The sequence below is a fragment of the Halobacillus sp. HZG1 genome (assembly GCF_035818575.1).
Classification (GTDB): domain Bacteria; phylum Bacillota; class Bacilli; order Bacillales; family Halobacillaceae; genus Halobacillus; species Halobacillus litoralis.
Genome location: NZ_JAYLVQ010000030.1, coordinates 1 through 12,615, shown reverse-complemented (window position 1 = coordinate 12,615; position 12,615 = coordinate 1). Strand labels below are relative to the sequence as shown.

Sequence of the window (12,615 nt, the reverse complement as noted above, 5' to 3'; positions counted from 1 at the left end):
GTGGGGGAGTGGCGAGCTTCCTCGGGCTACGCCCTGCGGGATCTCGCCGATCTCCTTTCTCCCACGGGAGTCTCGCAGCTTCCCAACCACCCCATACGAAAAAGGGTGAGAAACGAACCCCTTTGCCCAGTATGAGTGCCTTTCATAAATCCAGAATCTATTGTGGTAAAGCGCTCTATAACAGGCTTTATAATTCCAAATGCGGTTGGATAATTCATGTTGCTTCACTTTCCTTAGGAGTAAAAGATTCCCTTTCCTGGAAGTGGTTTCGAAATACTTATATGGCAAAGGGGCGGAGGGGGTTGGCGAGACTCCTGCGGGAAAAAAGTGCAGGGTGAGACCCCACAGGACGCAGTCCGAGGAGGCTCACCGCGCTCCCGCGGAAAGCGAGTCATCCCCCGCAGCCCCAACCCACTACACAAACGTCTCGAAACTGAGATTTCAAGAAAAGGGAGCTTAAGTTGGAGTAAAGTGATTAAGATCATAAAAATGTCCAGAGCGCTAGGCTCTGGACATTTTTATGTTGATTATTCTCCTGAAGCTTCGATTTCTTCAAGAAGCTTATCAAGGACTTGTCCGTCTACTGTAGATACATCACTACGGTAGAAGTCGCGGACAGGGAGCGCTTTTTCTTTGAACGCTTCGCGCTGTTCGTCAGTCAATTCGATAATTTCTGTTGGGGTTTCGGTATCATTCTTGATCGTTTCCAGGTACTCTTCATTTTGTTTCTTCTGTTCGTCGAATACCCAGTCCTGCATTTCTTTAACGGTCTCATCCACCATTGTTTTCATTTCTTCGTCGAGCTCAGCATACCAGTCTGTGTTGACTGTCGTCATGGCTACATAATTGTTGTGTTTAGACAGTGTCATGTAATCCTGTACCTCATTGAAAGATGCATCCCCAATGAAGAAGATCGGGTTTTCCTGCCCTTCCACTGTACCTCTATCCAATGCCGTATAAAGCTCTGACCAACTCATTGGAGTAGGATCTGCTCCGTACGCCTCATAGGATTTAAGGATCAAAGGAGACGTTTGTGTACGCATTTTAAAGTTTTCAAAGTCTGCAGGTTTTTCAATCGGCTTGCTGGATGTCCACTGCATCGCACCCTCGGTCCAGTAAGCTAATGGCGAAATGCTATGTTCTTCATACAATTCGCGTAGATCTGTATTTAGGGCTTCACTATCATTTAAGATTTGTTGTGTCTTTTCTACACTATCAGGGAAAAGGAAATGCAAAGCAAAGATTTGCCCCTCTTTTACCATGTTCCCTGTAAAGCCAGGAGACATAATCGCCATCTGTACGGTTCCGTTTTGAAGCTGCTCTACTTGGTCAGTCTCACTCCCAAGTCCACCAAATTCATAAACATCAATGTTTACGGCACCATCAGATTTTTCGTTCATACGTTTAGCGAATTCTTCGGCGTATTCATATTGAACCTGTCCATCCACTTCTTCTGTTACGAACTTCCAATTGTAGTTTTCTCCACCATCACCATCGGCACTGCCGTCATCACTTCCACCACAGGCAGCAAGAATCAGACTGAGCATGATTAGCGATAGGATTGTTAGTAAACTATTTTTTCTAAAGATAACAATGACCTCCCCTATTTTTGTATATCTGCTTCCACTCTCACTTTAAAGAAGTATGAGTGAAAGTTCCTCAAAGAATATTAATAACACTGAAATGGCAAACATCATTAGAATATATGGCGGTGTGCCTTTGATGACCTCTAAATACGGTTTATTGAATACCGCACTGGCTGTAAAGATATCCACACCGAATGGAGGCGTAGCTGAGCCTAAGGCTGCTTGGAATGTAATCACAACCCCCAAATGGATAGGGTCTACTCCGGCGCTCATAGCTGCAGGGTAGAAAATCGGAGTCAATATCAAAATAACCACGATAGGATCCACAAACATACATCCAATGAAGAAAAAGATCGTTACCATCAGGAGAACGTAAACAGCACTAGGATCTGAGCCAAGTACTGTTTCTGTAATCATTTGCGGAATTCGCGCGAATGATATGACCCACGTAAAAGCTTGTCCACCGGCTACAAGTACAAAGACGGCAGATGTTACTAAACCAGTAGAACGTGCAATTTTGGGCAGTTCTTTTATATGTACAGAACGGTAAACCAGCACTTCCAGAACAAAGGCATAAAGGACAGACATACCCGCTGCCTCTGTCGGGCTAAATAAGCCCGTATAGATTCCACCGATAATTAAAACAGGGAACCCCAATGGAAGCAGGGCTTTTTTAGTCATTTGCAGCCTCTCGCTCCATGAGGCTTTGTTAGCCAATGGAATATCCGCCATCTTTGCATAGATGACACTGTAGATGGAAAAACACAAGAAGACGATTACGCCCGGGATAATTCCTGCGATAAACAAATCCCCCACGGATGTTCCGGATACCAATCCGTATATAATCATCCCGATACTCGGGGGGACTAGTAAAGCGACATCACTGGAATTGATGATCAACGCCATCGCTGTCGGGTCTTTGTAGCCGATTTTCAGCAGGCGCTCTCTCATCGGTTTACCGATGGCTACCACAGTCGCCTGTGTAGATCCGGATATCGCACCGAACAGGGTACATGCAGCTGCCGTTGTAACTGCATAACCCCCTCGTATATGGCCAATAAAAGATCCGATAAAATCCAACAATCGATTGGAGGTTTTTCCTGTCGTCATAATATCCGCTGCAAAAATGAACAACGGTACTGCAAGAAGTACATAAGGTTCTATACCTGTAGAAAACTGTTGCATTAAAATCATAGGATCCAAATTCGGAAAGTATATGAACATTATGACCAATGGTGCCACCATCAATGGAATCATCATTGGAAAGTTCAATAAAAGAAGGATCACCATAATTATGAGCATTGTCGCTATCATATCGTTACCCTTTCTTCATCATAATTTTTATTACAAGTGCGTTCCTTCTAGTTCATTTGTTTTTTCATCGTTATAATCCTTTGCATCCGTTCCTAAATACACTTCATCCCGGTGCTTAATATTGATCCATGCATTTCTCAGAAACTGAATGCCCCCAAGTAAAAATCCGATGGGGATGAAAAGATACAAATAATAAGCAGGCATTTCCAATGCCGATGTCACTCTGCCAGATTCATAGACATCGATGACGTACAACCCTGAATAATAGGCAAGTACAAATAGTACCGCTGCGGTCCCTAAAGGAATAAACACAGCTAATACCTTTCTCACTTTGAAAGGGGCCAGATCATAGAAAGCGGACATGCTTATATGGCGTCCTTTCCTTGCTGCGTAACTGATCCCCATGAATGTTGCTACTACAATCGCTATTTGACTTACTTCGTCTGCGAAAGGGGGTGAATAGCTGAACAGCGCCCTGCTCAACGCTTTCCCTACGACCATTAAAGCAATGATGATGACCGCATAACTTAATATGAATTCTTCGATTTTCAGAATGATTTTGTCTACTACCTTTAATACATTCAACTATGTAATCCTCCTAAATGATTGATGTAGTAGTTTTTGGGTCAATTACTAAACATAATACCGAAATCGACCCCTTTCACTCAAATCAGTTTACACAGAATTTTTCGTCTATTTTATGTAAATTTTACATTCTAAGGAAGTTGCAATAGCAGGATGCTTATATCTTCCATATAGCTCACTATTGATGCTGAATGCTCCAATTTCACTATTACATTTTCCTTATTTTGTAAAATTATATACAATCGAATCCCCGATTCTTTCATATCCAATTTTTTTATAAATCGAATTCGATGTAGAATTGGCGAGATCCGTGTACAAAGAACAAAAAGAGTAGCCACTCTTCAACAGTCGATCTGTCAGATGCCAAACAGCATGGGAGGCATATCCATTCCTTTTGTACTGATCCGGTGTAAACACAGCATTGATTGTGGCTCCATTTTTCGTTGTTCGTGCCCGGCTTGCCATGGAAACAGCTTGTCCATCAACGATCCATAAGTGAAGACGTTGATCCTCAATCAGACTCTCAGCCAATTCTTTCGCGCGGCCGCCCACATGGGCCTCTCCTGTTTCCTTTCCATACTGCTCCAACCATTTTTCTACAAGAAACTGATGAGAGGCATCGGCTTCAATCAAGTGACCCCTTTGTTTTCGGATCATCTTCAACTGATCCAATCTGAATATTCCCTGCTCCATCTGCAATTCCGCTTCCTGCCCAGTAAGGCGCTTCCATTCTCTTATGAAAAATTCCACCGCCTTCCGTTCGCCAAGTACTCCAGGGACCTCATGCCCTTCCTTAAGCAAATAACGGACAAAGCTAACAATATGATCAGGCTCCCAATGGTCGATTGAAGGAATAATCCATAAATGCGGCGGTGTTCTCATGGACATGAACGCAGGCTTTCCATTCTCCTGAAAGCTGATTAAGTGACAAGCTTCTTTCCCTTGAGAATTTTTCAGGCGATCTAAAATTCCTAAAGGCAGGTTGTTTTCCGCCTCCTTTGCCAATAGCAATGGCTCCACTCGTTCAAGGAACTTGCCTGGGTCGTGTTCATACATTATAGTCATCTAAGAGTCCCCTTTTCATTTTTGCTTCAAAACCTTTTTTTGATAAAATTCTGAATAAGATGAAATTTTCTTAACATTATACGTCTTTGGGACAAGGAGAACAACATAAAGAAAGGAAGATTGAACCATGACTAAAAAAGAAATCCAAGACCAAATTGCCTTCTTAAAATCTGATTATATTCGTATTCAAGGAGATTTAGATAAGCTTGAAGCTGCGGGAGGTAATATTCAAAATGCCGAGAAACAGCTGGCTAGGATGGAAGAAGAGTTAAAAGAACTAAATAAGCAATTAGCTCAGGCAGAGCAATAAAAAAGACGGAGGAAACTGCTTTCCTCCGTCTTTTCTTATTTAGATTTCTTTTGATTTTCTTTGTTTTCTTTATCTTTCCGCTGCCCTTCCAGTTTTTCCTGAATTTTTTCAAATTCTTTACTTGGAGGCATTAAAGAAACAATGACATCCCCGTTTTCAGCCTTATACTCCATGTCCGGAGTGAAAAACTCCACTTTTCCTGAGGCTCTTTTCGCAAATAGAAGCATCGCGTGTTGATCCATATTCTTCATATAGTCTTTAAAAGTGTACTGTTCTGTGATCGTCGTCTTTCGGAATACGTAGCCATTTTCTACTCTGGCGTTCAATTCTTCCCAGGAGGCCCCTTCTTCAAATAGGACCCTCCCTCCAATCGTATGCACAAGATCCTCCAAATCATCCCCTTCTCTATTACTTAAACTAAGTTGGAAGGAGTTGTTTCGCCCGAATTCCGGTACGAAAGTCGTGCAAACGAGAGCATTGTATGAATCTAATTCTGTAGCGGCAACGAGATACTCATAAGGTGTCATATCCAAATAATACTCGGTCTGTTCAGATAAGATTTCCCCGTGATAGGATTCAATGCCTCGGGAACGAGCACGAGAGAGTCTTTCCCAGGAGGAGTCCGTAAGAAGCACGGGAATTTTAAGCTCCTCCAAAGTCTTGGCAAGACCTGTGGTGAACACACTTCCGCCTGCGATGAGGACTCCCGGCGGCCCCTCCATGGATAGTCCTAACTTTTTCGCCAGCCAGCCAATAGAGAAACCATGAGCCACAACGGTAGTGAATACAAGCGCGAAGGTCAATGAGATGAGAATTGAAGCATCCTCGAACCCTTCCTCCAAAAGCACACTCGCGAAATAACTGGCAACCGTAAGCGCGACAATCCCTCTTGGTGCAATCCATCCAACGAGGAGCTTCTCTGATTTAGATAAATCCGTCCCCATAGTGGATAGAAAAATCGACAACGGGCGGACGATAAACAGCATTAAAGCTACAAACCCGATAATTTGTATGTTGAAAATTTCTACCAAGGTCTCGACTGTCAGGGAAGCGGTCAACATGACAAAAATGGTAGAGATCAATAATAAGGATATATTCTCTTTAAAGTGTCGCATATCTGCAATGGACGAGATATGCATATTCGCAAGCGTCATCCCCATCGCTGTTACAGATAACAGACCTGTTTCATGCATAATTTCATCAGCAATCGTAAAACAAGCAATAACCACAGCAAAGACGGCTGGTGATTTAAGGAACTCAGGGATGTACCCTGTTTCGAACATCCAGCCGACGCCTTTTCCGCAAACCCACCCCAGGAATACAGCAAAGGCAGAAGCGGCAAAGAACATCAATAAAGCAGAAGGATCATTGTTGGTCAGGAACAGGATAATCTCGAATGCAAAAACCGCCAGTAAGGCGCCAATCGGATCGACAATAATCCCTTCCCATTTCAGGATTTTAGCTGGGCGCGGTTTTAACTTTGCCTGACGTAATAAAGGCAAAATCACTGTCGGACCGGTAACAATGAATAATCCCCCGATTGTAAAAGCCACAGCCCAGGACAAACCCGCCACATAATGAGCGGCCAACGAACCTAATATCCAGCTTAAAAATGCACCGAATGTGACAATCCTGAACACTGGCCGACCTAAGCCTTTCACTTCCTTCATATCCAGATTCAAACTTCCTTCAAAAAGGATGACGGCAACAGCTAGTGATATTATTGGTTTATAAAGTTCCCCGAAGTCCTGCTCAGGGTTCATGAGGCCCAGTACCGGTCCCGCTAAGAGACCGGCGATGGACATGACTACAATCGCAGGCAGTCGAAAGCGCCAGGCGACCCATTGAGAACCTACGCCGAGAAACCCCACTAACATCAGTTGTAATAGTAACGAATCTATCATTAAACAGTCTCCTTCTGTAAGGTGTATGTACGACCCTCGAGTAATATAGACATATTCTATATGCCTCTCCCTCATCTGTAAACTAAATTGTCTGTAAAATATTACCCTTACATTAAACCTTCTACCCATTTGCTCCCGATTGTGGAAGTGTCTGTTTCAAGATATCTGGTTTTCGTCACCCGGGTGAGCGCAGGGGGGCCGGGAAGTTACTCGCTTACCTATCACCCCATTCGATATCGTGAGAAACGAACGCCTATACTAAAGTGGATTTTTCCACCATTCAAGTATTAGAGCTAAAAACGCTGCATCAAGCTTTTACGTACTCTGGAGAAGTATGGTTTCGATAATCTTCCATAGCAAAGGGACGGAAGCCGAGGAGGCTCAAAAGAATAGAGGAAGTACGATTAAGTTCGGCACGTCCTGTGCCAACATCGAACGACCTCACTTCCTGTGGTCCCCGCGGAAAGCGAATTATTCCCTGAACCACCCATCCACATAACAAAAGTCTCGAAACCGGACCGTCAATAACCCCGCCATAGTGTTGAATAAATCCTTATTTTGTAAGGGAATCACACAAAAAATGGGATGGTAATCATAACCTTTTAAATTTTCTAAAAAAATAATTGACAGAAAGGTGTGACATTGATAGTATTACGGCGGTGCGTTAATCTCATTCACTTTTTAACAATGAAAATCATGCAAAACCCTAGATTATTGCCGCTCACCTTTTGGATAAGAGCGCTTTTTTTACGCAAAATATACAGACATCTATGAGGAGGAGCCAGTATGAAAGCAAGAGACACCATCTTTATTGGATTCACGTTGTTCGCTTTGTTTTTCGGTGCTGGAAACTTGATCTATCCTGTTTCCCTCGGTATTGAATCAGGAACATCCTACTTTCCTGCTATTTTCGGTTTTGTCATTACTGGTGTAGGGTTACCTATTGTAACAGTAGCTGCTATATCACTTGTACGTAACGGTGCTGTACAATTAGCTGGACGTGTACACCCGATGTTCGGAATATTATTTACATCGATGGTCTACCTTGTCATTGGACCTTTCTTTGCCATCCCAAGGGCAGCAAACGTTGCCTTTGAAACAGGCATCGTTCCATTTACGAACGGCAAATCGTTGACATTATTCATTTTTACGGTCTTATTTTTTATACTCGTTTATTGGCTCAGCCGCAATCCATCTAAACTCGTGGATCGCGTAGGACAAATTTTGACCCCTACTTTGTTCCTGGCTATCCTTGGTCTTGTCATTGGAAGCTTCTTTCTGCTTGATGGTCCCATCCAACCAGCAGGAGAAAAGTATCAGGCACAACCTTTCTTTACGGGATTTATTGAAGGTTACTTGACCATGGACGCCATTGCTTCTCTTGCTTTCGGTATTATCGTTGTTTCATCCTTCCGTGATCGCGGAGTTACGGATCCTAAAACGTTAACCGCCCGCACATTAAAAGCAGGGTTAGTGACAGCTATCGGCCTGACCACTGTCTATGTAGCGATTGGTTGGATCGGTGCTAGAATGGCAACAGAAGGGTCTTATGATAATGGAAGTGCCATCCTTGCCGGCGCTGCACAAATCATGTATGGAGATATAGGTACGCTCTTACTTGGTTTAATTGTAGGACTTGCCTGTTTGACGACCTGTATCGGTTTGACTGTCGCCTGTGGGCAGTTCTTTTCAAAACGTGTACCAGGGCTTACTTATAAGCACGTCACCATTATAGTTACGCTGATCAGTTTCGCTATATCCAATATCGGATTGAATCAAATCATTGCTTATTCCGTCCCAGTGCTTGTGTTCGTTTATCCAATCACGATTGTTCTCGTTGCCCTTACTTTCATGAGCCCACTCTTTAACCACTCGCCTTATGTGTATAGAGGAGCTATTTTGTTGACTGCGGTCATAGGGGTATATGACGGACTCGTTGCTTTTGGAGCCGATGTTTCTGCCATCGAACCATTGATTAGTCAACTTCCTTTATTCGAATTGAATTTAAGCTGGGTCCTCCCTGCCTTTATCGGAGGAGTCATTGGACTTCTTTTTGATTATTTTAAAGGACAGCCTCGTCATAAAGAAAGCTTTCAGAACGGTTAACGTATGAAAATCCCTCTCCAAGGTGGAGAGGGATTTTTTTAATGGTCCAGAAGCGTCACACTGACTTTCACATCAAGGTTCTGGCCACCGCCTCGATAGACTCCTTGAAGTGGACTGACATCAGCATAATCTCTTCCAGTACCAATTCTAATATGCTGTTCTAATGCTTCGACATTGTTGGTAGGGTCCAAACCAATCCATCCGATTCCGGGCACCATCACTTCCACCCACGCGTGCGTGGCCGCATCTCCAACAAGAGCTGAATCTTCCCCAACATAAAGATAACCACTCACATAACGTGCAGGTACTCCCTGCGACCTTAAGACCCCAATCATAATATGGGCAAAGTCCTGGCACACCCCAGACCTTAATGGCCATGATTCGTAGGCCTTAGTATTGACCTGGGTCGTGGTTGTATCATAGCGGATCAATTGATTGATATACTCCATCAATCTTAAAGAAAAGCGGATAGGGTCCTTTGCGTCTCCGACTTCATTGATAATCTCCTCATGTTGTTCTTTATACAGGAAAGTGTACGGGGTTTCGTTTAAGTAAGCCAGATAGTGATGACGAAAAAGCTCCGAATGAAAGATTGTCTGCATTTCCTCCGAACATTCAATCATACGAATAAATGGACTTTTTTGTATACTGACCGTCGATATTGTTTTTAATGTTAAATGTTCATGCTTCTCCGGTATAAAGAAGGTTTCCACATGGTTCCCCCAGAGATCAATATGTTCCTTCGTCATCGACCCTGGAGTAATTTCAGTCCGGTAAGCCAGGAGCCTCTGACATTCATCCGTCCTTGGTTTCAGACGAATATGATTCATGCTCTGATCGACAAAGTTTTCATAATAAAACGTATTCGTGTGCTCAATTTGAAATTTCACTGCTTATTCCTCCTGGATAGCCTTTACTTGACGTGAACAGGTTCAATCAAATAGTACGTTTGGGAGAACATGCGGCTGAGCGTCATGCACCGATCCTGGAAATGATCGAGAAATGACATCAGCTCATTCATATCCATTTCCTCTATATTCGTGCTCGTAATTTCATCTTGGATGAGCTCAAGCATTTGAAAAAGATCTTCAGAATAATGGGATATTTTCCCACTTTCCAGTTTGTTGACCGCTTCAAGTACATGGTTCATGCAATAACGAATGGACCTTGGGAACGTCCCTTCTTTAATCAAAAAGCTTAGGACGTGCTTGGATTCCATCGTAGGCGGGTGTTCCTTAATATAGGCATCATAACCGTTTAAAAACTGTAGAGCTGTCAGCCAATAATAATAGTGATCTGTTGGAACATCCGCCTCTTTTCTGTTTTTCTCACACGTCACATTCAATATTCTGGCCGTTTTTTCAGCTCGCTCCAGCCATTTCCCCACTTTAATGAACGTGTAGGGAGTGCCACGGCTCATACTGGACTCAATGACTCCTTGGGATGTCATCGAAGTTTTGATCACACGATCCAGGTAGTCCTGCGTATGCTGCCTCGTATTCGGAAGCTCCTGCCATTCTTTTTGATCCAAATGAAAAGCATTTAACACTTCCCAAAGTTCTTCAGGAAGAATATCTCTTGTCGAACGGGCATTTTCACGGGCAAAGTTCATGCAATTCATCAGAGAATTCACGTTAAATGGACTAATGGTCAAGTACTGAATCAAGGTCTCCCTGTCCATACGATCATACAGATTGTAGTAATCTTTTGCAGAAGCACACACTTCCACAATCTCTTCCCAATCACGATCTGCGGACTCCTGGTTTTGAGCCTCCAGCATATGGATGAGCTGAACACGAAGTACCCTGGCGTTGTTTTCGGCTCTTTCTATGTTTCTCGACATCCAGTAAAGAGAATCGGCTACACGACTAAGCATGTTGATCACCACTTTCTGTCAAAATCCACGTATCTTTCCCTCCTCCTCCTTGAGAGGAGTTCACTACAAGAGAGCCTTCTTTGAGGGCTACTCGGGATAATCCTCCAGGAAGGACATTCGTCTTTTCTCCATTCATTACAAACACACGTAAATCCACATGGCATGGATAAAATCTACCTTCCTGATAAGCAGGAGCCCTTGATAGTTTAATGGTCGGTTGAGCGATATATTGATGAGGGTTCTCTATGATTTTCTTTTTGAATGCCTCCCGTTCACTTTCGTCCGATTGTGGACCAATCAGCATATCATATCCACCTGAAGCACCAACATTTTTCACAACCAGTTCATGGATGTGCTCCAGCACATAATCCAGCCTTTCAGGATCACTGAGGAAGTAAGTTTCAACGTTCGGAATGATCGGATCTTCGTCAAGGTAGAAGCGAATCATGTCTGGAACATACACATACATCGCTTTATCATCCGCCACACCATTGCCTATCCCGTTAAGTATTGATACATTTCCTTTTCGATAAGCCCTTAGCAAACCCGAAACTCCGAGAGCAGAGTCAGGGCGGAACGCTTCCGGATCAAGGAAATCATCGTCGATTCTTCTATAAATGATATCTACCCGTTTCAACCCTTTGATGGTTTTCATGTAGACAACATCATCTTTAACAATTAAATCTCTTCCTTCTACCAGTTCAATCCCCATTTGTTGAGCAAGAAAGACATGATCATAATATGCAGAATTATAAATCCCCGGCGTTAATAAAACGGCCGTCGGCGACTTATGAGGGTCTGCGTTGTCCGGCAAGTGGCTGGTGACTGCCTGGTGAAGTTCTGACAACTGGTGCTCCAATGTCTCAATGGAGTGTTGGAAGAACAATTCCGGGTACACTTGTCTCATGACATAACGATTCTGAAAAACATAGGACATCCCTGATGGATTACGCAAATTATCTTCCAGAACACGATACTGACCTTTTTCATCTCTAATTAAATCGACTCCTGCGAGGAAAATATGATTCCTTAGAGGGATGTCTATCCCACTGACCTGCTTGTTGTAGTAATAAGGATTATTTTCAATCAACTCTCTTGGGATGATTCCCGCTTCTACAATTTCCTGGTCATGATAAATATCCTCTAAAAAATGATTGAGTGCAGTCATTCGCTGCTTCATCCCTTTTTCAATCTCATCCCAATCCTGTCTTGGGATAATGATCGGAACGAAGTCAAATGGCATCGTTCTTTCTGTGCCTCCTGTGTGGTTGTACACAGTAAATGTAATCCCTTGCCTAAGAAAATTCAGTTGAGCTGTTTCATGCTTATTCATCAAATCACGTTCTGTAAATTGATTGACCAGCTGATAAAACCATTGGTAGTGCCTTTTCGGAGCACCATCCTGTTTCATCATTTCATCAAAATAAACTCCCGTTTGATAATTAGTTAGCACGACCTCTCCTCCATTTCCTCTTACTACAAATCCTTTACCCTTAGTTTACTCCACTCACTCATAAATTGTAAGAAAATTTACACAACAATTGTCGATTCTTATGAGAGTTACTAAAGTAACTGGCAGGATTGTTGAAGACTCCGTTTCGAGACTTATGCTGAGTGTATGGGGGCTGCGGGGAATAGCTCGCTTTCCGCGGGAGCGCGGTGAGCCTCCTCGGACTGCGTCCTGTGGGGTCTCACCAAGCACTTTCTTCCCGCAGGAGTCTCGCCATTCCCCTCCGCCCTTTGCTATATCAGAGTCTCGAAACCACTACTGGAAAAATCAGCTTGTGTGGTTATGAGAAGTGAATGATGTAAACTCTATCCCATTGACGTTTAGCAAACGCAAATGCTTGATACAACACACTATACGCC

Annotated in this window: 10 protein-coding genes; 2 read left to right on the top strand and 8 right to left on the bottom strand. The window is 43.3% G+C overall.

Annotated features, from left to right (window positions below):
* Positions 1-527: 527 nt before the first annotated feature.
* The 4 genes from VKA52_RS04190 to VKA52_RS04175 form a co-directional block, all read right to left on the bottom strand.
* Positions 528-1,547: a DctP family TRAP transporter solute-binding subunit gene (locus VKA52_RS04190; RefSeq protein ID WP_326314295.1), complete on the bottom strand. Its 1,020-nt coding sequence runs from the start codon at positions 1,545-1,547 to the stop codon at positions 528-530.
* Positions 1,548-1,634: 87 nt separating this feature from the next.
* Positions 1,635-2,900 carry a TRAP transporter large permease gene (locus VKA52_RS04185; RefSeq protein WP_160910807.1) on the bottom strand — a complete coding sequence of 422 codons (1,266 nt, stop codon included), beginning with the start codon at positions 2,898-2,900 and terminating at the stop codon, positions 1,635-1,637.
* A 30-nt stretch (positions 2,901-2,930) separates the two neighbouring features.
* A complete protein-coding gene (locus VKA52_RS04180; protein WP_160910806.1) occupies positions 2,931-3,485 on the bottom strand; it encodes a TRAP transporter small permease in 555 nt (184 codons plus the stop codon).
* A gap of 219 nt (positions 3,486-3,704) precedes the next feature.
* A complete protein-coding gene (locus VKA52_RS04175; protein WP_326314294.1) occupies positions 3,705-4,550 on the bottom strand; it encodes a GNAT family N-acetyltransferase in 846 nt (281 codons plus the stop codon).
* Positions 4,551-4,677: 127 nt separating this feature from the next.
* On the opposite strand from VKA52_RS04175, the gene VKA52_RS04170 reads away from it, so the two are divergent.
* Positions 4,678-4,860, top strand: coding sequence for an SE1832 family protein (locus tag VKA52_RS04170; RefSeq protein WP_089653638.1), 183 nt, complete (start codon positions 4,678-4,680; stop codon positions 4,858-4,860).
* Positions 4,861-4,895: 35 nt separating this feature from the next.
* Here VKA52_RS04170 and VKA52_RS04165 read toward each other — a convergent pair whose 3' ends face one another.
* On the bottom strand, positions 4,896-6,764 hold the full coding sequence (locus VKA52_RS04165) for a cation:proton antiporter (RefSeq protein WP_160910804.1): 1,869 nt from the start codon (positions 6,762-6,764) through the stop codon (positions 4,896-4,898).
* Positions 6,765-7,550: 786 nt separating this feature from the next.
* On the opposite strand from VKA52_RS04165, the gene brnQ reads away from it, so the two are divergent.
* Complete coding sequence (gene brnQ / locus VKA52_RS04160; protein WP_326314293.1) at positions 7,551-8,870, top strand: branched-chain amino acid transport system II carrier protein; 1,320 nt, start codon at positions 7,551-7,553, stop codon at positions 8,868-8,870.
* 38 nt (positions 8,871-8,908) lie between these two features.
* Here brnQ and VKA52_RS04155 read toward each other — a convergent pair whose 3' ends face one another.
* The 3 genes from VKA52_RS04155 to VKA52_RS04145 are packed head-to-tail and all read right to left on the bottom strand — an operon-like array spanning position 8,909 to position 12,199.
* Positions 8,909-9,760 carry a transglutaminase family protein gene (locus VKA52_RS04155; protein ID WP_160910802.1) on the bottom strand — a complete coding sequence of 284 codons (852 nt, stop codon included), beginning with the start codon at positions 9,758-9,760 and terminating at the stop codon, positions 8,909-8,911.
* Positions 9,761-9,783: 23 nt separating this feature from the next.
* Positions 9,784-10,746, bottom strand: a complete 963-nt coding sequence (locus tag VKA52_RS04150; RefSeq protein WP_160910801.1) for an alpha-E domain-containing protein — start codon at positions 10,744-10,746, stop codon at positions 9,784-9,786.
* The gene (locus tag VKA52_RS04145) at positions 10,739-12,199 is read right to left on the bottom strand and encodes a circularly permuted type 2 ATP-grasp protein (RefSeq protein ID WP_326314292.1); all 1,461 of its coding nucleotides are present in this window, start codon (positions 12,197-12,199) and stop codon (positions 10,739-10,741) included. The genes VKA52_RS04150 and VKA52_RS04145 overlap by 8 nt, the downstream gene beginning before the upstream one ends.
* Positions 12,200-12,615: the final 416 nt, after the last annotated feature.

What these genes read in the sequence shown, in the direction of transcription:
- VKA52_RS04190 (WP_326314295.1), bottom strand. Translation starts at nt 1,547, where the DNA reads ATGCTCAGTCTGATTCTTGCTGCCTGTGGTGGAAGTGATGACGGCAGT.
- VKA52_RS04185 (WP_160910807.1), bottom strand. Translation starts at nt 2,900, where the DNA reads ATGATAGCGACAATGCTCATAATTATGGTGATCCTTCTTTTATTGAAC.
- VKA52_RS04175 (WP_326314294.1), bottom strand. Translation starts at nt 4,550, where the DNA reads ATGACTATAATGTATGAACACGACCCAGGCAAGTTCCTTGAACGAGTG.
- VKA52_RS04170 (WP_089653638.1), top strand. Translation starts at nt 4,678, where the DNA reads ATGACTAAAAAAGAAATCCAAGACCAAATTGCCTTCTTAAAATCTGAT.
- VKA52_RS04165 (WP_160910804.1), bottom strand. Translation starts at nt 6,764, where the DNA reads ATGATAGATTCGTTACTATTACAACTGATGTTAGTGGGGTTTCTCGGC.
- brnQ (WP_326314293.1), top strand. Translation starts at nt 7,551, where the DNA reads ATGAAAGCAAGAGACACCATCTTTATTGGATTCACGTTGTTCGCTTTG.
- VKA52_RS04150 (WP_160910801.1), bottom strand. Translation starts at nt 10,746, where the DNA reads ATGCTTAGTCGTGTAGCCGATTCTCTTTACTGGATGTCGAGAAACATA.